Origin of the sequence: Spirosoma sp. 48-14 (assembly GCF_001898575.1) — a bacterium.
GTDB lineage: Bacteria > Bacteroidota > Bacteroidia > Cytophagales > Spirosomataceae > Spirosoma.
Genome location: NZ_MKUD01000001.1, coordinates 1 through 26,357, shown reverse-complemented (window position 1 = coordinate 26,357; position 26,357 = coordinate 1). Strand labels below are relative to the sequence as shown.

At 46.5% G+C, this 26,357-nt stretch carries 12 protein-coding genes; 11 read left to right on the top strand and 1 reads right to left on the bottom strand.

Annotation, left to right across the window (positions count from 1 at the left end; genetic code table 11):
* Nucleotides 1-15: 15 nt before the first annotated feature.
* Nucleotides 16-585, bottom strand: a complete 570-nt coding sequence (locus BGO59_RS00060; RefSeq protein ID WP_293678894.1) for an RNA polymerase sigma factor — start codon at nt 583-585, stop codon at nt 16-18.
* A 579-nt stretch (nt 586-1,164) separates the two neighbouring features.
* Here BGO59_RS00060 and BGO59_RS00055 point away from each other — a divergent pair.
* The 11 genes from BGO59_RS00055 to BGO59_RS00005 all read left to right on the top strand — a co-directional run.
* Nucleotides 1,165-3,159, top strand: a complete 1,995-nt coding sequence (locus tag BGO59_RS00055) for a HAMP domain-containing sensor histidine kinase (protein WP_293678892.1) — start codon at nt 1,165-1,167, stop codon at nt 3,157-3,159.
* A 148-nt stretch (nt 3,160-3,307) separates the two neighbouring features.
* On the top strand, nt 3,308-5,227 hold the full coding sequence (locus BGO59_RS00050) for a HAMP domain-containing sensor histidine kinase (protein ID WP_293678890.1): 1,920 nt from the start codon (nt 3,308-3,310) through the stop codon (nt 5,225-5,227).
* A 393-nt stretch (nt 5,228-5,620) separates the two neighbouring features.
* The gene (locus BGO59_RS00045) at nt 5,621-6,316 is read left to right on the top strand and encodes a LytTR family DNA-binding domain-containing protein (RefSeq protein ID WP_293678888.1); all 696 of its coding nucleotides are present in this window, start codon (nt 5,621-5,623) and stop codon (nt 6,314-6,316) included.
* Nucleotides 6,317-7,123: 807 nt separating this feature from the next.
* Nucleotides 7,124-10,366: an SdrD B-like domain-containing protein gene (locus BGO59_RS00040; RefSeq protein WP_293678886.1), complete on the top strand. Its 3,243-nt coding sequence runs from the start codon at nt 7,124-7,126 to the stop codon at nt 10,364-10,366.
* Nucleotides 10,367-10,721: 355 nt separating this feature from the next.
* A complete protein-coding gene (locus BGO59_RS00035) occupies nt 10,722-11,447 on the top strand; it encodes a LytTR family DNA-binding domain-containing protein (RefSeq protein WP_293678884.1) in 726 nt (241 codons plus the stop codon).
* A gap of 373 nt (nt 11,448-11,820) precedes the next feature.
* The gene (locus BGO59_RS00030) at nt 11,821-12,648 is read left to right on the top strand and encodes a hypothetical protein (RefSeq protein ID WP_293678882.1); all 828 of its coding nucleotides are present in this window, start codon (nt 11,821-11,823) and stop codon (nt 12,646-12,648) included.
* A 999-nt stretch (nt 12,649-13,647) separates the two neighbouring features.
* Nucleotides 13,648-15,204, top strand: a complete 1,557-nt coding sequence (locus BGO59_RS00025; protein ID WP_293678880.1) for a CRTAC1 family protein — start codon at nt 13,648-13,650, stop codon at nt 15,202-15,204.
* Nucleotides 15,205-15,303: 99 nt separating this feature from the next.
* Nucleotides 15,304-15,507, top strand: a complete 204-nt coding sequence (locus BGO59_RS00020) for a hypothetical protein (RefSeq protein ID WP_293678878.1) — start codon at nt 15,304-15,306, stop codon at nt 15,505-15,507.
* Nucleotides 15,508-15,641: 134 nt separating this feature from the next.
* Nucleotides 15,642-16,037 carry a hypothetical protein gene (locus BGO59_RS00015; RefSeq protein WP_293678875.1) on the top strand — a complete coding sequence of 132 codons (396 nt, stop codon included), beginning with the start codon at nt 15,642-15,644 and terminating at the stop codon, nt 16,035-16,037.
* Nucleotides 16,038-16,039: 2 nt separating this feature from the next.
* Nucleotides 16,040-26,035: an SdrD B-like domain-containing protein gene (locus BGO59_RS00010; protein ID WP_293678873.1), complete on the top strand. Its 9,996-nt coding sequence runs from the start codon at nt 16,040-16,042 to the stop codon at nt 26,033-26,035.
* A 38-nt stretch (nt 26,036-26,073) separates the two neighbouring features.
* Nucleotides 26,074-26,357: hypothetical protein (locus tag BGO59_RS00005; RefSeq protein ID WP_293678871.1), on the top strand; the 284-nt coding region annotated here is incomplete at its 3' end.

Here is a 26,357-nt window from a genome sequence, read left to right as displayed (position 1 = left end):
AATCGGCGTACGCGTTTACTGGTCAACGTAATCCATGTTACCGACAACCTGTTGGTATTTCTTGTAAATGGCTCTACGATTTCGCAATAGTCGCATCTTAACGGCACTCAACTTCAGGTTCATTTGACGGGCGATTGCCTCAAGCCTAACACCTTGCTGATAATGTAACCGTAACATCTGTTGGTCCGATTCGGGCAGGTTATCGATCAGTTGATCTAAAATTGTTAGTTTATCATCTAGTGTACTGCTTTCCCCTTCACTGTAATCCATTCCGCCTTCAAGTGCAAAGAGTTGGTGCTTTTTTCGCTTCTCCATTCGCAGTTGATCGACACAGTAATTATGCGTAATAGAATAAAGCCAGGTATATATATCGGATCGTTGCTTAAAGCTATCTAATTTTAGAAATACCTTAATAAAAATGTCCTGCGTATAGTCTTGCGCGGTTATAGGGTTATTGGTCATTGTTAAGCATTTCTGATATACCTTTTCTATGTATTGCAGATAAATATCATCAAATGAGCTTAAGGCTAGCGTATTAGCGCCTTCTGACCTTGCAAAAAGGGAAGAAAATTGATTCGATTTCATCGTTTTGTTACGGAAAGATTGTAGACAAATAGTCACTCAAGGTTGAGATAAGGGTGAAAGGTATAGTGCTTTCCAAACCATCAAGCAGTTGGTTATTCAGGTGAGTAGAGGCTTGCCCACACCGGTCCGATTGATGATGGCGTTTACGTTTCATTAATGGGTTAGACATTTAGTGTCTTTGCAATCAGTATATTACACACTTCAGGGATTAGATGTTGACCAGCTAAATTATACTGGTTAAAAAGGGGGCATCAAGTTATCGGCTTTTTCTAAGTGTCATCGGTTAGTGAGCAATAAAGGACTAAAGGTTAATATCTTTAATCCAAAATTAGGCCACGAGGATACATGTTTACTTTTAGTGACTTTTTTGGTACACGAATGACTTTTTTGGTACATGAACGGACTTTTTTGTGTTTTTTAGGATCAGTGTAATGACGTTCGTCAAGAATGTTCGTCTTATAGTAATTGCGGTAAGCCGTGTAATGGCAAAAAAATTGACGAAGGTTTTCGCACTCCTTAATGAATCTGGCAAAGAAATCCTGGTCTCGATAAGTCTTTATTAATCAGCTTGTTTCTTTTATGAATCTTGCCGTTCCTTTCCTCTTTAAAACCATCGGAATCATTTTTTGCCTGTGTTGGGTATTGCTGGCAGGTAGCACGTATGCTCAGGGGTTACGTTTTGCAGATACATATCCTGTCAATAATTCGGATAGTGTGGAACGATGGGTAGCTCAGCATCAAGAACTTTCTCAGGATCGTTTGAAGAGCCTGATCAGGCTGGAACGTATCTATTCCTGGAATTTCCTGAATAAACTTGGCAGCCATTTGCCTGAAATTAAGCGCTATGCCGATTCCCAGAAGAGTGGAATAGCCAGAGCTGCTTATGATTATATACTTGCCTGGAAGCATCTCCGAGAAGATCGACGTAATCAAACAGCGTTGTATGCTAATCTCGCACTCAACGAGTTTGTTCGTTTGGGTGACGAATCAGGTCAGTTACATGCGTATAGCTTACTTGTAATGATCAATTCAACATCAATTGGTTTTAAGGTGGCCTCTAGCAACAAACGGAGCCAGTCCTATTTGGGTAATATGGAGAACAGCCTGGCCAGAACCAACGATGGGCATGATTTTCTAACATTACAGTTGACGTATACTCGCTACCAGTATGGACAAGGGCAAATTGGCAGTAAAGGCGATACACTGCTGAAAATAGTCGAGAAAGCAATTGAACGTATCAACCAAAATCAGGCCTATTCGTATGCCGCCTACCGATTCAGGCGGCAAAAAGCGATCTGTTATTATCTGCTTGGCCAATCAATGAGGTCTTATGAACAAAACAGGCAGATTCTGGCCCAACTAAGGCCGGACCAGTTCCTGGAAAAAGCTTATACACAATACAACCTCGTTCTGGATTGCTACCTACTTAAGCGAACGGAAGAAGGAATTGCACTTTGCCAGCAAGCCTTGGCTTTATTCTCTAAATATCAGCCTTCGAATTATGGCCCATTATCAAATATGTATACAAAATACCGGGCATTACTTCAACAGAAAGGCGATTATGCCGGGGCCGACCTACTGTCAGATAGTATCCGGGTGATCAGTAACCTGATCACGACGGCTCAGAATGATAAGAAAATGCTTGAGCTGGAAGCCCGATACGAAACGGAGCGGAAACAACAACAGATTCACTATTTAGAAACAATGCAAAAGCAGACCCGGCAGTGGTTGATCATCGCTATTGTGGGATTACTCATTGTTGGGGCCCTTTCTTACAAGCTCTTTCGGACAAATCGGCAGCTTACAAAGCTTACAGAGGCCAGAGAGCACTTCTTTGGTATCATAGCCCATGACTTGCGTCGACCCTTGTTTGCGTTTCAGGGCATGAACGAGCTAGTGAGTTATAATCTGCAAAAGCAAAATTATGGCGCTATTGAGCAATTATCGAAAGCAATCGACGAAGCTGGTTTTAGTATTCAGTCCATGCTTGATAATTTGCTGAAGTGGGCACTTAGTCAGCGGGAGGCTTTGCCGTATAATCCTCAGAAGCTCTATGTGCATCCTAAATTAGACGAAGTTGCACGAGTCTTTAGAGGGCTACCCAGCAAGCATCCGTTACATTTTTCAATTAGCTGCCCTGATTCGCTACAGGTCTATGTCGACCCGAACGGACTTGAACTTATTTTACGGAATTTATTGGCAAATGCGTATAAAGCGATGGATACCCTGACGGGATATATTCGTTTGGAAGCTGAGGCTTACGACGATGCTCAGGTTATTATTCGAATCAGCGATTCAGGAATTGGCATGAGTTCGGAAACCTTACTGGCCGTGCAAAAAGCCTTGCGTTATCCTTTTGACGTGCATGGTGATGAAGCCCGTTTGGGGTTAGGGCTGGTATTGGTTAGTCAGTTTACGGCCAAAAATATGGGACGTATAACCGTTGAAAGCTCGTTGGGAGCTGGTACTTCATTCACATTAGTGTTTCCCGTTGATAAACCTGCTACAAAAAGTAAAGTGCCGTTACCAAGACTTGTGCATTTAACGGACAAAAGAGTTGTTCACCTGTTTTGAGTCATACTTGCTTCTGGTAAGATAGGCCTTGACAGATAATCCCATTAGTGAAGTTAAACGAATTGCCTGGTGGTATGCAATGCATGGGGTTGTCTTACCATAGTCTTTTGCGTACCTACACGTTTCCCTCTATAACGTATCTACATTCATGAAATGGATTGCTTTCCTCCCTCTTTCCCTTGTCTATCAGACTGGGCTCGGTGCTCAGGAGCCTTCGTTTAGCCAGATTCCTGTTACGGCTAACATTGATAGTCTACAAAAGATCTTACCCAGCCAACGAACTCACGTTCGCTTTTCAACACTACTAAGCCTGGAGAAAAGTCTTCTTTTATGGGAAATGCGAATAGATTCTACGTACCTGGATGAACTAAGGAAAGACTTGCCGAACTACCCAGAGGCCACGGGACATTACTGGTATTTTAATTCATGGCAACAAAGGATTAAAAGTAATCCAGATAAAGCATTTGCTGCTGCCAAGGCTGCCTACGATTATTATAAACGGCAACAAGATTCAACCGGAATGGTATCGGCTTTATCGAATATGGGGATTATTATACTGGAACGAGATGAACAAAGCTCCTCTGATAAACCGCACTATGGCCATCAGTATCTGGACGAAGCAATGGCTATAAGCCGCCATTCCTCTAACCCTGAGCTACAGATACTTTATACCTATGCTTTGGGGCGTATGCCTGGGTTGAAACTGTTGGGTAAGGCTGGGAGTCAAATCTTACCCCAAGTGCAGAAAGGACTCGCCTTAATCGATAAGCATCCTCAATACATCTATTATAAACATCAGCTATTGAACATACTAACGTTGCTATACTGGAGTAAAGGGCAGTTGAAAGAAGCACAGGTATACACACGTCAAATTATTGATCTCATCAAACAACATAAGCGTAGAGTACCCATTGCCCACCTATATAATCTTGGGTTTTATTACGAAATGCAGGAGAACTATGAGAAAGCTTTACAGGCATATCAGGTGACCTGGGAAACCGCTCATCGGCCGGATGAACCATCCGTTCGGTATCTCTGGCAAACTAGTGCTGGAATACATGCCGCGTTGGTAGGGTTGAAAAAATATAAAGAAGCCGCTACATGGGCCGATAGTATCTATACATACGGAGAAGAATTTGATGCTGAGAATGTTAAAAACAAGCTTCAGGAAACCGTAGTGGCCTATGAGGTAGAAAAAAAAGATGCCCAAAATAGACTATTAGAACAGGAAAAAAAGCTGGCACAAGCGCAGAGTCAGGTCTATTTTGGCGTTGGAATTTGTGCTACGCTTGGGCTATTCATTACCGGATTTTTCGTCTATCGCGAACGTTTGACAAACAAAAAACTGAAAAATGCTTTAACGGAAATCGTTCAGATTAATCAAGTCAGAGATTACTTTTTTGGGGTAATTGCTCACGATCTGCGACGCCCTTTTACAAGCTTTAAGGATTTGGCATCCTTAGTCAGATACTATTTAACAACACAGCGCTATGCGGAGTTAGAAAAGATTTCTCAATCGATTGATGACATGGGTAGGCATACCTTACTCTTGCTGGACAATCTGTTAAGTTGGGCGTTAACACAGCGCGAAGAAGTACCTTATAACCCAGAGGAAGTGCGTCTGAATGAGAAAATTCGTAGCGTCGTTGAACTCTATCAGTCGGTTGCCCAGTATCAGCAAGCGCGTATACAAACCGAATGCCCGGAAAGTCTACTGGTTTATGTGGATGCCAACGCCTGTGATTTAATCCTACGGAATCTGGTCGACAATGCCTTAAAAAACTTGCCGCCAGGTGGCGAAATCACGCTGAGAGCTATTGTAGAAAAGGGCGCAAATCAGGCTCGCTTAGTGATCAAAGATACTGGACGCGGCATGAGCCCCGAGAAACTAGCTTCTATTAAGAATATCCTGGCTGGTCTGTCATTATCTAATTTATCGCGCGGTCTTGGTATGGTGCTGGTCGGGCGTTTTACAAAAAGCAACCATATTGCGATTGATCTTAGGAGTAATCCAGGCGAAGGAACAACGTTTGAATTATATTTTCCAAACTACAGGTTTGAGGGCTGAGGTCAGGTTCTGGCTATGCGTTGAATGCTGTTGGTTCTATTGTCAATAGTTTGATTTTCATGAGTATAGGTTCATGAGTCAGTAAACTTGCTTAACTTTCGGACCACTTGCCTGTCAGCACAATATAGGCTCAAGATTGCCTCCTTACACTTCATCTAATTTACGCTTAAAATAAGCTGTCGACTTTGGGCCAAGGTCTATATGAAGGCAGCAAGAGTACTCTTTTTAAGCTTGAGTAGCTTATATAGGCTATTCGTTATACTCGTAAATGTACCAATAACCTCTATTTAGCTAAGTGTCTGTCCGCTGAAAAGTATGCAAATAGTTTAGTGTATTTATGGATTACTTTTCAGGTAATGGCCGTCCAAAGCGTAATCAGCTCCCCGTAAGCGCATGCGTAATTTGAAAATTCTGGTCATCGAAGATGATTTAATCTGGCAGCTTAAGCTCCAGATGATGTTGGAACAACTCAATATTGGTACAATAATGCTGGCCAGCACGCTGGCCGAAGCACAAAATTTGTTGAATACCCAAGTGCCTGACCTGGTTATTGCCGATATTGTCATGCCCGATGGGATTGTACTTTCGTTACTGACGAAAGGCTATAAGCAGCTACCCGTTATTTTTCAGACCGGATATTCGCAGGAAGGTTTTTTGAAAAAGGCGCTTTCAATGCCAAATATTGGCTTCTTAATGAAACCGTTCGAGCGATTTGCTTTACAGGCAACAATTGAAGTACTGCTTTCTAAAGTTCGCATAAATACTGCCCTGCCATCCAGCAGTATCAGTGTTATTGGAAAGCACAAGCACCGAATCGATGTGTCTTTAGAAGGAATTTATTGGGTTAAGGCAGAGGGGAATTATTCGATAATCAATACAATCGATCAGAAGTATGTTCTAAAACGATCGTTGCGTAAAGTGTGTGATGAGTTGACTGTTTCTTTTGTTCAGATTCATAAAAGCTACATCGTAAATGTTAACTATGTAGAGCGCATTGGAGAGGCAGAAGTCTACATTAATCATCAGTCTATTCCCATTGGACGTAAATACCGAAAAGTATTATTTGACGCTATTCGGGATAAATACTAACAACTTGTATTACTTTTTACGGATATGAATCGTTTTTACTATTCGTGATTTTTGGGGTTCAGTGTATTGATTTTTAGTTTATTATACTGTAGGGTGTTGCTGTAGATATTGCTCAGTTGCCCATGTTGAGTCAAGGTCGTATGCTGTCTGTTCATATCAGGCATCATACGACTTTTTGGCTTATATACGATGGCAACGACTGGACATGTGTAGAAGCTTCTGGGTTTATATTTTCTTTGCCAATTTCACTTTTTATAAAGTTAATCAGTGTTTTTTGGGCAGACTTGCCGGAAGCGTTACTTTGTCGGAAGCTTAATTTTTATGAAAAAAGAGTAATAAATGCATTTCGTGTACAAAAAAAGCTGCTCATCACCTCTAGCGAAATTTTGGTCAACTAAGGCATTATTGTTGTCTCCTCTTCATCCGTAAGACGGTAAAGTTTGGCCAGCTTTTACCCGTTTACCTGTAACGTCATCGCATTCTAGCGGCAAATTTTCAGTAAGTACGGTTGAGCATATCAATTGAGAGTTACGCTGACTTTCCTACTCATTCAGTTAGTAGGCGTAGGGCTATCGTGAAAAAAGCACCATAGTAGCGTGCAGATTGAAGTTCATTCTTTTAGGCAATTTATAAAAGACATGGCTTTTGTCTACTGCACTTCTCGTTGAGCTTACGGCTCATGGAATGGTATTGTCGATTGGTTTATGTCCGGTTGTCCTATAGACTCTATTCTAGTACATAAAAGGTTGAGATGCCGATGACGGCGAACAGGTTAGGATTCATTTGCTCATTTTAACGTTTTACTTCGTGAGACAAATCTATACACTGATAGTCAGGTTAGTTTGCCCCGGATTGATAGCTATTTTTTTGGTGCTGTGCAGTGTGGATGCTGTCAAGGGGCAGGTGAAAGGTGTCGTTTTTCGTGACTTCGATTCCAATGGAGTTCGGTCGGATACCTTGCCCGTTGAGGTAGGAGTGGAGGGAATACAGGTGCTGGCCTTTGTGGAACAGAGTACCCAGCCGCTCTCAACTACCACGGCTGCCGACGGTACTTTTGCGTTTAGCGAATCCAGCATACCAGCCGGAAAACGAATTAGGCTCGAATTCATTAATTTCATGCCCGGCGATTATAATGGCCCCTATGGCGTTACTAGTCGGACCAGTGTACAGTTTATTACAGCGCCCACCGATCAGGCTGATTTAGGTGTAAACTATCCCGCCGATTATTGTCAGCGTACCGACCTTCAGCTGGTTACTCCCTGCTATGTGAATGGCAATGTGCAATCGACAACTGATAGCGATGGGAACCCAGTGCCCGTTGAGAAACAGGCAGCTCAATCACCTGCTCTGGTTAAGTTCCCTTATGAAGCAGCTGGTGTTGCCAGTGCAACAAATTTTCCACCTGCCGATTTGGCGCATGCGGGCGAAGTCGGTGCCATTTGGGCGTTGTCTTACCAGCGTCGTACAAAAAAGATTCTTAGTGCGGCTGTTGTAAAACGGCATACGAGTTTTGGTCCTGCTGGTCCTGGTGGCATTTATATTACCGACATTGCTTCAGGAAAAACAACTCCATTTATGTCTGTCAGTTCAGTAGGCATCGATGTTGGTGATGACCCCCACGCTGACCCCCTGGCCAATCTGTTTGGTGATATGAATCAGGCCAGCACCGACCCGGCTGCCATGACAGCGGTAGGACGTATGAGCTTTGGTGGTATGGATATATCGGAAGATGATAAAACGCTCTATTTTATCAATTTGAAAGACCGAAAGCTGTATGGTTTAGTAATTGGATCTCCGGCAGTTGTCCCCACATCTCCTACAGCCTTACGCTCCTGGAATATACCTAACCCAGGCTGCTCATTCGGTGATTTTCGGCCGTGGGCGCTCAAAATGTATCACGGCAAGCTGTATGTGGGCGTAGTATGTTCGGCAGAAACATCGCAGGAGACGAAGGATCTAAAAGCCACGATTTATCAGATCGATCCGACCACCGAAAATGCAACGTTCACAGAAGTGTTATCATTTCCGCTCGATTTTCACCGGGGAGCGACTGATCTGACTGGCACCTGTATCCAGTATGATCACTGGTTACCCTGGAGCGATGCCTGGCCAACGCCCTGCGGTGTTGGTAATCAGCCTTATTTTGTAATGTATCCGCAGCCAATACTAACCGACCTGGAATTTGATGATGACGGCAGTATGCTGATTGGTTTTGCTGATCGCTTTGGGCAACTATCGGGTATGGCCAATCATGATCCGGCTGGAAACGGACAGTATAATGGATTTACGGGAGGTGATTTGTTGAGGGCCAGTAATCATAACGGCCAGTTTGAATTAGAGCAGAATGGTCGATCTGGCTCATTAGTGGGAACTGGAGTTGGAAATCAGCAAGGGCCGGGTGGCGGTGAGTTTTTTGGTAAAGACGATTGGTTTTTTATTAACGACATTGCTCATGCAGAAGTGACCAATGGGGCGCTATCGCTCGTTCCGGGTCGGCGGGAAATCATTACATCCGCCTACGACCCTATAGCCAATGTTTATTTGTCGGGCGGGTTGAAAGTGTTTAATACAAGAACAGGTACTTCCAATCGGGATTATGTATTGTATACGCAGAGTCCTGGTTCATTTGGGAAAGCGTCGGGCCTGGGCGATAACAAAGTCCTTTGTGATCCCGCTCCCTTATCAATCGGGAATCGCTTCTGGTTCGATGATAACCGGAATGGTATTCAGGATCCCTATGAACCCGGTATCGATGGTATTGTGCTAACGTTACATGATATGGAAAATGGTGGGGAGCAGGTAGCCGCTCAAACCACGCACGATGCAGGGCAATTTTACTTTACCAATGAGACCGTTACTGGAGGTGTTTTGTATAATCATTCTTACGAGATTCGGATGGATATGAACCAGCTATCGTCCTGGGATATTTCGCTGGATGGAAGTCGACTAATCCCACCGTCAGGCGGGCGAGTGGCTGCCCGGGGGGCTCGTCAGGCTACAAGCCAACTACCACGTCAGTATTTCCTCTCGCCAAAGGACCAGTCCAGCTATGCCAATTCGGATACTCGCGACTCGGATGCCATACTGAATGGAACCACGGCTACCATTGCGCTGACCACCCTCGACGCTGGCCAAAATGACTTCACTTATGATTTTTCGATCCACACCTGTCCTGAATTAGCCAACGAAAAAGATAGTATTTCTCTTTGTTCAGGGGTTGTTATTGATTCAATAATGACCACTGGTTCGTATCTTAGTCAGGTTGATTCCGTACGATTTGTTCTGTTTAGCAGCCCGCAGTCGGGCACTGCCATGTACGCCAATGCCGGAATCGAGCTGGGTACGGTTAAGCCCGAATTATCGACTGGACGCGCCGTTGTCCATAATCCAGGGATTCCTACCATCAACACGAGTTCAGGGGTTTCACGACTCTATGTATATGCGCTTATTTATCCGACCCCGGCCAATCCCGCTTGCCGTCAATCGAGTGTAACCGTTATTTCAATAACCCCATCTATATCTGTTTCGGCTACTGCCACTCAATTGACCTGCACCGAAAAGAGTGTTCAATTAAAAGGAGGGGCCATATATGGCGATGGCCTTTCGGTACAGAATGTTGGGTATAGCTGGAGTGGCCCTAATGGGTTTACCAGTATTGTTCAGAATCCTACGGTGTCTGTTGCCGGAACGTACACATTGACGGGTAATGACACGAACTGTCCACGTGACTACGTAATGGCAACGGTTACGGTTGTGGCGGATACGATTCCTCCGTCATTAACGGCACTTGGGGCGACGCAACCCTGCGTAAATTGTCAGGGCAGGCTCTTAGCGGAAGCCGGACAGGCTACCTTGCAATGGACTGGTCCTAACGGATTCAGTAGCACAGAAACTAATCCCATCGTTACGATTCCAGGTAGCTATACGGTCACAGCAACAGGGAATAATGGTTGCCAACGCTCCCAGGCCGTTGAGTTTATTGAAATAAACTCGCAGCCTTGCCAGGAGGTACATTGTCTGCCTATGCGAATCAGGGTTATCAGGCGATGATCAGGGTATTGTTTCGGCAAAGGCATATCGTTTGCTAATGAATAGATTCGATTGTATAGCTAGGTAACTGAAATTGATCTTTACATATCGTTAAATGTAGTGATGATAATATCAATGCAGAATGTGTACTTAATATGTAGTTCGTCACCTTTTAGTGTAGTGTTAAGAGAGGAAGTCAGTTATTTGGCATACTATTTTTCGTGAGTTGCTTATCAACGTTCTTTTCCTGATTCGAGTACCTTAATCATCACTTAGTTTAATCAAATCCACATTGCCATAAACACGAATTGGGCTTATGCCATAAATCCATCATGTTCGTGATTAACCAGGCTTCTTATCCAAAAACTTCCGTAACATGAAAGCAAGAAAGTACATTATTATTGATGTCGTAGAAACGGACATTGCTGACTTAAAAGACAAATTGCTAAAGTTTCCCTTGTTGGAATGTGTAAAAGTCTGTTCTACACTTGAAGAGGCCGTTGATGTGTTAGCCAAGGAAAATATTGACCTGATATTTCTGGACACGGACCTTGGTAGCGATAATGGGTTGACACTATTGAAGTGCGGGATAAACTTACCATCGGTCATTGTAACCAGCCGCCGGCCCGAGGAGGCCCTGGAATGTTACAACATTGGAACCCCCGCTGATTTTCTGTTGAAGCCATTCAGTTTTGAACGGCTATTAAGAGCGATGAGCCGGACCTTCAGGCAGCAATTTGCGTCGAATAGCTTTGCCAATTTAGACTCCATTTTCCTGAAAACAGGCCGTAAGATTCAGCGGTTTAATTACCAGGCGATTGATTATATTGAGTCCTATGGCATTTATTCAAAAGTCCATATGTCCGACGGGTATCAAATCGTAAATGAGCGTGTGGCCTCCCTGGCGAAATTGCTACCCGCCCATTTCTTTATGCGTGTACACAAGTCTTTTATTTTGAATATCAGCAAGATAACCAGTTTTGACCGTTCTGCTTTGTCTATCGGTACAACGAAAATTCCCATTGGTGTTTCCTATCGTTCGAAACTGGAAGGGTTGCTAAATCTACTTGAGGTGACCGATAGTAAATACGTAGATGAATAGACTATACTAACAAACGAATAGTTCTTTATCCTGATCCTGCTTATGCTAGTATAGGCAGGATCAGTTATTACTTTTTTCACCCTACGATCAGGGTACTTACCAGCCTTTCCCTTCGGAGGATTGAGGAGTAGCATACCAGGACATCGACAGTCCTGAAAATAACCTAAACGTAAAACAGCTATAGGATACGCCTACGGAAAAGCGTGAGGTGTAGTAAGGCGTTGATGGCAAAAACTCCTGTTGAATACATAGTAAATGAGTGGCTTGACAGCTCAGAAGATTACAAGCAGAACAATAGTGGGATTGATGACGAGGGGAACACGTATCAGCGTGTTAAGAAGGGTCTATCCGTGATGTTTTTTATCCAATAGAAATGACTAATCTAGTAAACGTATCCTCCCGGATGAATCGGGGAGACGCTATGTACATGTCCTTACGGAGCATGATTATTCGCACAACTGGTCTCAATCCTAAAGAGACCAGCCATATGCGCGTATTTTTTCGGCAAAATCTTTCGGGAATGAATTACAAAGAAATTTACGACGAATTGTGCACATTCAGTACTGGCCGATACAGTGTCATGGAGCACCTGGATATACTGATTTCTCCGACGCTCGGTATTAAAGAAACCCAGTGGTACTCCATTATTCGTTACTGCTTGTATTGTTGGAAGGAGACGGCTATAGCAAGTGTGGTTTTTGCTCCCCCTACATCATCAGGTATGAATTTGCATCTGTTACATGATGTCCCTTTTTTGCTCAAACGATTTGATAATGAAATGCGATGGGGCATTAACCAGATGATAGCTCTCAGAATTGCGATTTGGTTGACGAAACCTACCTACCTTACCCGACAGACGGATGAGCAGCCTTTAGATACGTTCACGAACTGTCTGAATTATGCCCGAAGGGCTTTATTCGATGCATTGGATGTTCACCAGGCCAGCTCTGAAAGTCATCTGAAAGATATTCTTCACGAAGAGTATAAACTGGACCTGCAGATGATAAAAAGTAGAAATCGGAAAATACTGCTTCGCCTTGACAATGGTCTGTTCACGTGGACAGATGTATGTGACTCAATTTTAAATCATACCACTATTGCTATGTGGTTGAAATTCAATATTATGCTCAAAAAAGACCCTATTGTGGATCGGATTCGGCGGGGTGTTGTCAGCAATGCGATCGGCACGGTTACGCTCTAATAGGCGAGACGTATCTGCGTGTTTAAACGCATAAAAGGCTATCGGGGAAGATGTATAAGTCGTGAGCAAAATTTTTGCCAATGACCCGTTTTTATGCCTCGCCTTTTCTGGAATAAACAGGGAGAAAATCGCAGTTCATAGTATGTCAATAGCTAGTTAATGGTAGTGAATTGGCTATAGTGTATACTTTGTTTGAATGATTGCCTACCAAAAAAGTATAGTAAGTTTCTTCCTTTTCTAATCAAAGTCTATTTGATAGTTAGCTATAGTTCAACCAGCACTAAACAGCATGAAACTGGCAATAACCAGCAACGAGCCAGGTTGAACGGAGCTAGCAGCCCAATATGCCTCAGTTTTTGCTATTCAGGGTATATAATCAGTCTGTTGGCTGCAATGGTCGGACTGAGTTACCAAGAATCCTTGTCAACTATGTCAAAAGAACTCTACTTACTACTGATTCAAGGATTACCCGGCTTACTAATAACGGGTAAGTACGCATTGGCAAGAACCCCCATCTCCCCATTCTATTCAGTTTCCCAGATGGGATGGATACGAACCCTTGCTAGAGAAAAAAAGGCGTTATCCAGGCAAACAGAAAATAGCTCGAATCTGAAATATGGATCGATACCGCCAGTTTCCGGCTCCGAACGGTTGGCAAGAGCCACACCGGGACGATTGCCCGGTTATAAGTTGCCTCTTCCAGGCAGCTAATTACCCGTTAGACGCTGTTTGAGTTCGTCGAAGTACAGTTTTTTGCCAGTTAAGGTGAGGGCAGATTCTCAAATCGGCTCCCGTAAGGTTTCTCAAACAACTTCATCGCTATACTTGGCAGTTTCGTTTAACGAGCCAGTTACTGTGTAACGTATATCATGCTACGTTAGATATTTTACGCTTTATCCAACTTTAATTTAACATCAGTAACCTCTGCTGATTATCTCTCTTCGAAGTAGAGGGAAGAAAGGGTTTGTAAGACAAAATCAATAGGCCTAACCAGTTGCTATGAGAATTCCTCTTTCTACATTGCTGCTCACGATGATGATCGCTACGTCTGCTCACCGGATCGTTTATGGGCAAATTAGCTTCGTCAATGCCACTGATAAACTACCTGAACGTCCTTTTGTCGGGTTTTTATCGAAGGCAGTGGTCGATCTGGATGGCGATGGCCTCGATGATATTGTTCGCACCCATTCCCGTACACAGCAGTTGTCAGTACTTACCCAGTCGTCGGCTCATGCCTTCAGCAGCACGTTGTTGAGTACCCTTGGTAGGGAGCCCATTGCCACCCTGGTTGGGGATGTGGATAAAGATCATCGCAACGACCTGCTTACGGCTGGCTTCTACGATGGTGTAACGGTGCGCCGTAACCAGAGCAATGGCTGGCTGGCTGATACCATTAATAGTCCTAAAATCTGGATGCAGGGGGCTAACCTGGTCGACATCGACAACGATGGATGGCTGGATATCTTTGGCTGCAACGATGTAGGACTCAATCAAATCTGGAAAAACAACGCGCAGGGTACTTTTGCACCCGTTACCAACTGGATCGATATGCGCACCGTGCCCGCTTCCGACAACTCCGGTAACTACGGCTCAGTCTGGTCCGACATCGACAACGATGGTGATCTGGACCTTTACCTGGCCAAGTGCTCAATGTATGCCATGGGGCCTGCCAATGCGGGTGACCCCCGGCGTATCAACCAGTTATTTATCAACCATACTTACGACCGCATCAATGGGCAGTTGGTGAAGAATACGACCAGTTTTTCGACTGACCCAACCAACTGGTTCAGTGAAGCGGCCGCAGGAGCGAATGTGAAAATCAGTGGGCAGTCGTGGACGGCCGACTTCGCCGACATCGATAACGATGGCGACCAGGACTTACTGATAACCAACCACGAAAGCCCGACCATGTTACTGGAGAACGATGGTACAGGACATTTCACCGACATCACCACCCAGAGCGGCATTGCAAATGTACTGGAGCCACTACAGGGGCTAATGCGGGATTTTGATAACGATGGGTATGTGGATGTACTGGTCACAGGCGATATGGCCGCTCAGTTGTGGCGTAACAATGGCAACAAAACATTTACACTCCAGACCGGTGCCCTGGGAACCATCAAGACGACCTCTTTTGCCTTGGGTGACCTGAACCACGATGGCTTTCTGGATGTGTACACCAGTCACTACCCAAGAGCCGATGCTGAGGATGATTTATGGCTGGGGGCTCCCAATGGCAACCACTTTCTGGGCGTGACCTTGCAGGGCATGCAGTCGAACAGCAATGGGGTAGGGGCAAAGATAGTCGTTTATCGGTCGGATGGTGTTCAACTGGTGCGTGAAGTGCGTAGCGGAGAGAGTTATGGAATCACCAACAGCTATACCCAGTTGATCGGTCTAGGCCCTACGGCCAGTATCAGTCGAGTAGAGGTGCAATGGCCGTCAGGTCAACGGAGCCGCTTAGATACGCCTGCATCCGATCAGTTTATGGTCATTACCGAGCCAATCTGTAGCCTGAGTCGTTGTGTGCCGATTAAGGTATCAGTCTTACGATGAGTGTAGAAAGTCCTGCTCCCCTTGGTCATCCTGAGGAACGAAGGGCCTGAGAGCTAGCCCAGCACGAGGGTTCGTTACTATTTACTTAATGAAAAGATAATGAAGTTATTAGCCTATCTCCTGCAAATTCTGGCCGCTTTTACGGGTTGGCCTAAGCCACAAAGCCGTTTGCTCTCGGCCAGCGGAGCTAGTTTGGTTTCCAGCGTTTGGCCCATGGTTCGGCGGTTGAAGTCAACACCGCCTATCCTGCGGATAGAGGCTGATCAGGTTCGTATTCGGGGGCACTCGTTTCAATATGGCTAAGTGCCTCAGGTGCGTGATTGAATCGCGGCCATTTCTATAGATCTGGAACAATGAACGGGTTAGGTGGGCTGTCATAGCTCATCCCAATCTGCTTGTGCCCACTGTTTTCGAAATTCATTTATTACTATATACATATGAGTTTTTTGTTTACACATAAACGGGGCTATCTCCTCGGGCTAACCGGCGTATTGCTGTGGATTAGCCTAAGCAGTAGCCTGTCGATACTATCATTGACTACGGATCGCTTCCGATCAGCAGCGACGTATCCGGCAGACCAATCACTACCTGAATGGCTGCTAAGGCTGGCGAATCCTGGTGCGCGGAGGGGGGCGTCGACTGGAGCCTGCTCGATGGCTTGTTTAGACAGGCCACCAACCGAACAACAGCGGCTTAACCACCTGCCACTCAATGGAACACCAGCCCAGAGTTTACCAGCGGGCCTGGATACTTCCAGCTATCTACAGATTTACGTATCCCACTGTAATGAGCGTATTGCCTCGGCTGACGCCAACCCACTAACTGAGCGATGACCATGCAAAACTTGTACAAGCAAATAGAACAACTCAAGCCCTGGCAGTACATACTGGCGGGTTTCTGGCTATGGATACTGACCATCGGTGGAGCCTGGGCGCAGGTTCCTGGCTGTGGTCCTAATCAAGTACTGGTAGGATATGTGACTGGTGCGAAAACAGTTGTTAGTAGCAACATAGATGCTTCCAATATAATTGGGATTCCTGATGGGTTAACGGCTACGTTAGCGTCCAGTTCGACAGTAACTCTCGATATGGGTACTATACTTTCAGCAGGCAATGTTTTATCGGTAACTTATAGGTCGATAGATACAGATGCCCCTTTGCAGGTTCTGGTCAGTACAACAGGTGCAGCAAATTCGTTTACCAACGTAGCTCAGTTACCGGGGTCTTATGCGTCAACAACTGGTTCATTAACTTTACCATTAGATACCCGCTATGTCCGACTACAGACAACGGGTACTACTTATATGGTGGATGCTGTAACATATCCTATCTATCGGTGTGCAGCAAACCCAATTCCTGTCTGTTCTACCGGGCAAACTCTTTTGAGTTATCCGACAGGAGCTCTCACTGTAGCAGGTACAACAGGCACTGTCAATACTAGGGTGACAAATAGTATTAATGCTACTGGATTGCCGGATGGCGCAACAGCTACATTAGATGCGTTTACCACTATGACTCTCGATTTAGGTAATGTGGTGGCGGCTGGTAATACACTAAATTTAACCTATTCAACATTCTATGATGCAACGTACAGCATTCCTGTACAGGTGTGGGTGAGCACTACCGGAACACCGGGTTCCTTTACTTTAGTAGGTTCGGCACCTCCCAGCTCTACCGATCGAGCTGTCATGAATCAGAGTTTGTCTCTTCCTTACGATGCCCGCTATGTGCAATTCGTGAATGCGGGAGAGCGTTCAGTATATTATATAGATGCATTGACTTACTCCTTGTATTTCTGTGTAACGTTGCCAAGCACGGCTTGCCAAGCAGGAAAGCAGTCTGTATCTTACAACACAGGCGCAGTTGCTGTCACCAGTTCGGGCAGTACAGGCAGTGGAAGCGTGACCAATGCTTCTAATGCACAGGGAGTTCCTGATGGGGCCATAGCTGCAATGACGGCCAATTCATTTCTCGTAATGGATATGGGAAGTACAGTGGCGGCTGGTAATACACTGACGTTTACCTATTCGTCAGGAGCATCTTCTACACCACTACAAGTCTGGTCGTCAACTAGTGCAAATGGTACCTATACATACATAGGCTCATTGTCGCCTAATACAGTCAGCACAACAGGACAAATTACGTTGCCGATTGATTCGAGATATATTAGGTTGACAACTAGTGCCATAAATTATAATATAGATGCTATTACGGTTCCGGTAATTAATTGTGTAACCATTCCTAATACGGCCTGCTCTACAGGTCAAAAAAACCTGACTACACAAAATGGGACTGTTACGCTGAATGGTCAATCATCAGCAGGGGTCACTAATAACAATAATTTATTAGGTCTGTCTGATGGCATATCAACCGGATTGGCTGCAAATTCATGGATAAAAGTAGGCTTCTCCGGTTTAGTTAGTGCTGGTAACCAGATTAATATCTATTATTCATCGTCGGGGAATACGGCTCCGTTACAGGTACTAGTTGCGACATCCGCAGGGGGAGCGTATACTAATATTGCGCAGTTGCCAGGGAATACCTCCAGAACAGTTGCCAGTTTAGTACTACCCGTTGATGCGCAATATGTTTATTTACTAACGACGGGTCAGGACTATAGCGTTGATGCTATAACTCAAACCGTCTATAACTGTGTAGCCAACCCGGCCGTTTGTGCGGCTGGGCAGCAAGCGGTTAGTTATCCCGTTGGAACATCTAGTGTGAATTCGTTTACAGGGGCTACCAGTAGTAATAATGCTACGGGGGTACCTGATGGCACATATGCCCTTTTAGGTAGTACTAACACGCTGATCCTTGATTTCGGGAGTATAATTAATGTTGGCAATGAACTGTCATTCACCTATTATTCGTCACAAGGGGCAAGTACCGCTTTGCCACTGCAAGTCTTAGTAGCTACAACCCCAGGAGGATCGTACACCGCGATTGGAACTTTGGAAGGGGACCAATCCGCAAAAATGATTGATATCCCCTTACCCGTTAATGCACGTTACGTCAAACTGATTTCACCAGCTCAAAATTCAGCGACCTTTTATTTGGATGCTGTGACCTACAAGGGTTATCAGTGTATTTCGCCCCCTTCAGTCACGTGTGCTACTGGTCAAATACAAATGTCTTATCAGGCAGGAGCACAAAGCTATGGGAGTGCGTCGGGTGTCACAAGTCCGGCAAATGCTGTAGGACCTATTGACCAAGTTACAGCGGCTATGCCTGCTAATACAGCGCTAGAACTTAACATGGGAAGTTTGATACCAGCAGGAACGGAATTAAGCGTCAACTATAGTTCGGATAATTCCGCTGCTACCTTACAGGTGCTAGTATCGACAACACAGGGAGGGTCTTATAGTTATGTAGGTTCACTGAATCCCTCAACAGCGCTTACGAAGAACTCTCTGATATTGCCGTTTGTAGCACAATATGTATTGCTGAAAACAGGGGGCACGAATTATAGTATCGATGGAGTGACTTACCCGGTATATACTTGTGTAAAGCAGCCTGGGCTTTCTTGTGGATCAGGAAAGACACTGGTAACTTATGATGCTGGTGCCAAAGTGACTGGCAATACCAGTGGCGGAACAGTGGCTAATACATCGAACTCGTTAGGAGTACCAGATGGAAGTTTAGCTACAATTCCACCTGGTACAACCTTTACACTTGATATGGGAGCAGTAATACCGGGCGGAACACCACTGCTTTTTACCTATGGGTCACAATATACCACTCCCAACGTGGTCATGCCTATGCAGGTGGCTGTTTCAACCTCGTCAACTTCATCATTCACGAATATTGGTTCACTACAGTCTACCACAATAGTTGCAGGAAGCACGATAAAATTACCAATAGATGCCCGATACATTCAGGTAACTACGTTCTCAAATACAAATTCGACTTATTATCTTGATGCGATTAGCTATCCTATTTATGCTTGTATAACCCCCGTATCAACGACCTGTGCTTCTGGTAATATATTAACCGACTATACTACTGGTTTGCAGGCGGTGGGCAATAAAATTTCGGGTACAGTTACTGCAGCTAGTAATGCACTCGGCACGCCCGATGGGGTGAATACGACCTTTGGTACCAATACGTCGCAGATATATGATTTTGGAAATGTTGTTACTGCTGGTAATGAGATTAATATAACTTATAATTCCACTAACGTCACATCTCCGCTTTTGCTGCAGGTATCGACCGATGGGAGTACGTTTACCAATGTAGCCGCATTACCTGGTACTACAACAGCCAGGACGATTAATTTCATGCTACCTCTAGACGCTCGGTATGTTTTGCTTAAGACGGTTGCGACTCAGTATTTTGTCGATGCTCTAACTTATTCGATCTATAAGTGTGTACCTAGCCCTGTAGTGTCCTGTACGGGTAATCAGGTATTGAGTAGTTATCTGGTTGGGGCCGTTCAGCCCATTACCAATAGTGCATCGGTAACCAATCCAGCCAATATTACTGGTGTTCCAAATGGAGGCTTGGTGACAATGGCTGCTAATGGTACTTTGGTAGCCGATATGGGGACTATGATACCAGCCGGTACACCCCTGTATATAAACTATGCATCAAGCAATGTCGCAGCTCCCCTACAGGTATTGGTGTCGAACAGTGCGACAGGTTCATATACTGCTATTGCCCAACTACCAGGAAGTACTGCCGCCATAACAGTACCAATAACACTACCCTTCGGTATCCAGTATATAAAACTGGTTACCACATCGACTACCTATAACGTCGATGCAGTAACTTATCCAATCTATACCTGCGTTGCCCCCATATCAAGTACGTGTGGCTCAGGACAGCAGTCGGTGAGTTATCAGGCTCCGATACTAAATGTGATTGGCCAATCGTCTTCCGGTGTAAGTAATGTCAATAATCTGACTGATTTGCCCGATGCAGCTTATGCCACACTAGCTGCTAATTCCTACGTAACGCTACAACTGTCGTCTTCGGCTGTGCAGGCAGGTAACAGCTTGCGAGTTACCTATGTTTCCTCATCAACTGCGGCTGCACTGATGGTACAGATCGCGACTAGTCTGGGAGGGCCTTATACGGACATTGCGCAATTGCCTGGAAGTACTACCCGAACCACGCAGACTGTTAATTTGCCACTGAATGCTCAATACGTAAAGCTGTTAACGGGTACACAGGCATATAGTGTCGATGCCGTAACATATCCACTCTATACTTGTGTCAATAATCCCGCCAATAGTTGTGCAGTCGGCCAACAAGTGGTGAGTTATGCGGTTGGAGCCGTAAGCCCGTCTGGCCTTGTTAGTGGTGTAACAAATCCGGCTAATGCGGCTGGTAGCCCCGACGGGGCCTACGCTATCATAGCAGCCAATGCAACTACGCCCTTTACCGTCGATTTAGGTAGTATAGTAGCTGGGGGTAATACACTAACGTTTACTTACAAATCGAGCGATTTAGTAGCTCCTTTACAAGTGCTGGTGTCTAGCACTGCCGGTGGACCTTACACCAATATTGCGCAGCTACCAGCATCTACCGTTGCAGCCAATCGGACCATATCTCTGCCAGTGGATGCTCGCTATGTGCAGTTGCAAACTGATGCTACAGCCTATTCGGTCGATGCTGTGACGCATCCTGTATATAACTGTGTAAGTTCAAATACGACCAGTGGTATAGTTTATTTGGATGGGAACATTAATGGGATTTTGAACAGTACGGAGCAAGGTTTAGGCGGGGTGACCGTAAAAGCCTACGATGCCAGTGGGAATTTGGTAGGAACAACAACGACCTCTTATGCCAATCCGACACTGAATATTCCTGCCGGTTATTACAGCTTTGGTAATCTGACTGCTGGCCAGCCTTATAGGCTTGAATTTACGAATTGGCCATCATATTATAACCCTTCGGTATATGGTATTGATAATGGAACAACGGTGCAGTTTATACAAGGTGCTAGTCAAAATAATGATTTTGGACTATACAACCCTAGTATTGTTTGTAGCTTCCTGCCCAATCCTCGAATGGTTACTGGCAAAGGTTTAATCACAGGTACAACGTCAGTTGATTCCTATAATTATTATGATAGGGGACTTGATTACTACAATGCTACTACCCAAACTATGGATATTGGTTATGCGCAAGTAGGTGTTCCGTTAGGTTTAGATTCACAACGCCCCAATAACTTGGTATACATGTCGCCTATATCGACAAATATGCCTAGTGTATTCCCGATGGCTCCTGATGGTTCATCAGCTATTTATATTGCGAATTATAATGGGCCAAATGGAACCCAATCATACCAGGGGGCAAAGCTGTTAGTAAAACTATCAGATTTGGGTATCAATGTTGGCAATCCATCGACCACAGTAGGAGGTAACCCATTTGGGGTACAGGGGCTAGGAGGCTTAACATTCTCGGTCTCGGGTGATACCCTATACGTAGTGAATATGAGTAATGGGAATCTAGTGCAGGTCGATGTATCGAACGTCGATTATAACAACTTACCCGCTACGGCTCCCACTACGGCTTCTGAAATCACCCCACCAGCTTCGCTGGCGAATTGTAGTGGAGGAGTTTATCGGCCTACAGCTCTTAAGCAGTATGGTGGAAAAATTTATATGGGGGGCGTGTGCGATGCCGAGATTAGTGGAAGTAACGCTGATTTAAAAGGTGTAGTATTAGCCTATGATCCGACAACAGCTACTTGGAGTAAAGTACTAAGCTATCCGATTGATTTTACAACTGGGGAGCTTTACGCCAATGGATATAGTCAGGTAGGTTGGGCTTCTACCTCTAGTGGTAAGGTGCAACCAGTATTACTAGATTTAGCATTTGGCGATAACGGGCAAATGGTTATTGGAACGACTGACCGATTGGTATATAATGCTGCTACGTCTAATCGACAAAAAGGTTATATTATGGGCGCTTGGCCAAATGGGGATGGAACCTATACCCTCGAAAATGGAGGAAAATTAGGGCCCTATACGTCACAAGTTACTAGTCAAAATACTGGCTCTGATGGCCCAGGCGGAAAATGGTTTTTTCAACAATCAACTTTAACCTCGCAACATAATTATACCTATGAGGGGGGGTTGTATATAAAAGCTGGAACAAACGAGTTAGTTGGTGGTTTTTCCGACCCTTCTGATGTAAGTAGTTACGGAGCCGCTTATTTAAATTTAAGTTCTGGAGTTGCAAACTATTTTACTATACTTGGATGGGGCCAAAAGCTTACTCGAATTACAGGTACCGACCAGATATGTGATGCCGTACCTCCGATTGAGATTGGTAACCGGGTCTGGAAAGATACCAATAACAATGGTATTCAGGATGCAGGTGAGCCTTCGCTGGCGGGGGTAACCGTCGAGCTTCGGGATGCTAATGGTAATCTGGTAGCTACCGCTGTTACCGATGCCAACGGCAATTATATCTTCTCCAATCAACCGGGGGTAAACGATACACCCAGCCAGAAGTATAACCTGCCCATTACGCAATTAACGGATTACACCATTCGGGTATCGTCGCTAGGAACCGACCCTTCGACTACCGGCCTGACATTGACCGGAATCACCATTGCACCGGGTGAAACCGCAGGGGCGACCAATACGGGAGCGACGACAACCAACAATGATGCGTTTCTGGTCAATGGTTTACCAACGATCAAGCTAACAACGGGTGTCGATGGGGCTGTAAATCATAACTACGATTTCGGTTTTGTTGGCTCCATATTCGATCTGGCGTTGACCAAGAAACTGGCTACGGGGCAGGCATCGGTGATCAAACCGGGTAGCCAGGTGACTTTCACCGTTACTGTGAAAAATCAGGGCACCCAACCTGCCTATAACATCCAGGTGACTGATTACGTGCCAGCAGGGCTGACCCTCAACGATGCTAACTGGAATCAGTCGGGCAGTCTGGCCACGCTGAAAACGCCGATTTCGGGCTCGCTAGCCATCGGAGACAGTGTGAAGGTCAATATCACCTTCACGGTGAGCAGTACGGTGAGTGGCCCCATTATCAACAAAGCTGAAATCAGCAGTGCCGATAATGACACCAACCCCAATAATACCCCACCGACCGATGTGGACAGCACCCCCGACCAGAATCCGACCAACGATGCGGGCGGCACACCTAACTCGGGTAGCGATGACAGCGTGAACGGCAACGGCACGGGCACCCCTGGTGACACCAACCCAGCCACCGATGAGGACGACGAAGATCCGGCTATCATCTACGTGCAACCCTGTACCCTGGGCGCCAACCTGCTAACCACTGAAGCCCACTGCGGGCAGTCGGATGGTCGGGCGACGGTGACGGTCAACACGGGAGTAGCCCCTTACACCTATGCATGGAGCACAGGCGCCAGCACTTCGGTGATTACCGGGCTGAGTGGTGGGCAGAACTTCACCGTAACGGTGACCGATGCCAACGGTTGTCAGGATGTGCTGGTGGGCAGTATCCAGAGCACGGGTGGTCCCTCGCTGACGGCGACGGCCACAGCGGCTTCCTGCCAGCAGGCTACCGGTAGTGCGACGGTAACGGCCAGTGGTGGTAGCGGTACGTATACGTATCTGTGGAGCAATGGGGCGACCACGGCCAGCATCAGCAACGTGGCCTCGGGCACCTACACGGTGAAGGTCACCGACGGCGCGGGTTGTGTGAGTTCGGTAGCGGTGATTGTTCCCTCAACGAGTCCGATCAGTGCCGTAGCCACACCGACCTCGGCCAGTTGCTTAGGCGCCAACGGCAGTGTGACCCTGACCATTACAGGGGGAACTGGCCCCTACAGCTATGTGTGGGACAACGGTGCCACGACCCAAAACCTGACGGGTGTAGCGGGTGGCACCTATAAAGTAAAAGTAACGGACGCCAATGGCTGTACGGCCGTAGCGACGGCGGTGGTGGCTAACCCTGGTGCTCCTTCGGTGAGCGGCACGGTGGTCAACCCACTCTGCTTTGGCACGACGACGGGCAGCATCAGTGTGCAGGCCAGCGGAGGCAGTGGCACCTACAGTTATCAATGGGATAACGGGGCGACAACCGCGAGCCTGACGGCTATACAGGCGGGTATATACAATGTAGTGGTAACGGACGGATTGGGTTGTCGGAGTGGCGCGAGCTTCACGCTGGTGGCACCGAGCCGGATCGTGGCCGATATTCAATCGCTGTCGGCGGTCTGTAACGCCCAGGGCGGTGTAACGGGTGGCACGGTGCAGGTAGTGAGTGTGGTAGGGGGAACTCCTGGCTACAGCTATCTGTGGAGCAACGGCAGTGCTGCTACCAGCCTGAGTGGTCTGGCGGCAGGCACCTACTCGCTAACGGTGACTGACAGCAAGGGTTGTTTAGCCCTGGGTCAGGCGGTAGTCGACCCCTGGCCAACCTGTGCGAAGGCTAGCCTTGGCGACTATGTGTGGTTTGATACCAATAAAAATGGTCAGCAGGACCCCACCGAGACGGGTGTGGCTTCTGTAACGGCGGTTCTCTACAATGCGGCCACCAACCAGCCCATCAGTACCACGGTGACTGATGCCAATGGTAAATACCTGTTTACGAATCTGGACCCCGGTAGCTACTACGTGAAGTTCACGGCCCCAAGTGGCATGACCTTTACCACGGCTAACGTAGGTAACGATGCGACCGACAGTGATGCGGGTGTAGGTGGTCAGACAGGCGTATATAGTCTAACGGTAGGTGAGCAAAACCTGACGGTGGATGCAGGCTTAATCCCGCTACCAGCCAGTCTTGGCGATTACGTCTGGTTCGACACGAATCAGAATGGGCAGCAGGACCCCACCGAAACGGGAGTGGCTAGTGTGACGGCAGTTCTCTATGACGCAGTGAGCGGCACAGTGGTCTCTACCACGGTGACCGATGCCAACGGCAAATACTTATTCACAAATCTGGACCCCGGTAGCTACTATGTGAAGTTCACCGCCCCAAGTGGCACCACCTTCACCAGTGCCAATGTGGGTAACGATGCCACGGATAGTGATGTAGCGAGTCTGACAGGTCAAAGCGGCACGACGGGTGTTTACAGTCTGACGGCCGGTGAGCAGAACCTGACAGTGGATGCGGGCTTGGTGCCATTGAAGGCGTCTCTAGGGGATTACGTCTGGTTCGACACGAATCAGAATGGCCAGCAGGACCCCACCGAAACGGGTGTGGCTTCTGTAACGGCGGTGCTCTATGACGCAGTGAGCGGCACAGTGGTCTCTACCACGGTGACCGATGCCAATGGTAAATACTTATTCACGAATCTGGACCCCGGCAGTTACTATGTGAAGTTCACCGCCCCAAGTGGTACGACCTTCACCAGTGCCAATGTGGGTAACGACGCCACGGATAGTGATGTAGCGAGTCTGACAGGTCAGAGCGGCACGACGGGCGTTTACAGTCTGACGGCTGGCGAGCAGAACCTGACGGTGGATGCGGGCTTGGTACCATTGAAGGCGGCCCTTGGCGACTATGTCTGGTACGATAACAATAAAAACGGCCAGCAGGATGCGAATGAACCACCAGCGGTTGGCGTAACGGTGACGCTCTATAATGCGACCACTAACCAGCCTATCAGTACAACGGTAACCGACGCAACCGGCCATTACCTGTTTCCGAATCTGGACCCTGGTACCTACTATGTGGTGTTCACGGCACCGAGTGGGGCTACGTTCACCACGCCGAATACGGGTAACGATGCAACGGACAGCGATGCAGGTGTAGGCGGTCGAACGGGCAACTATACGCTAGTGGCGGGTCAGGTTGATCTGACGGTGGATGCGGGTCTGATACCCCAGTGTACCAGTCCAAATTGTGGCACCATCACTGTAAAACAAAAGGCTCCATAACCAATCTATTTCAGCACGATCACATGAACTATACTTGTATGAAAACGTATATATCACCAACCTGCTTACGGCAACAGTCTCGCTTTGAGATGCAGTATAACAGGTTTGATCTCCTGCAGAAAGACAAGCATCGGAGCCTTAGCGGGTGCTTTATGCAAATCCTGTTGTTGGTTGGCTTACTTGGGCTTGCTCTAAATGTTCAAGCCCAGGTAAGTGGTAAAGTCTTTCAGGACTTGAATGCCAATGGGTCTCAGGGAACGGCTACACCCAATCTGGAAACGGGCTATGGGGGCATTACGGTGAAAGCCTTCAATGCGGCTGG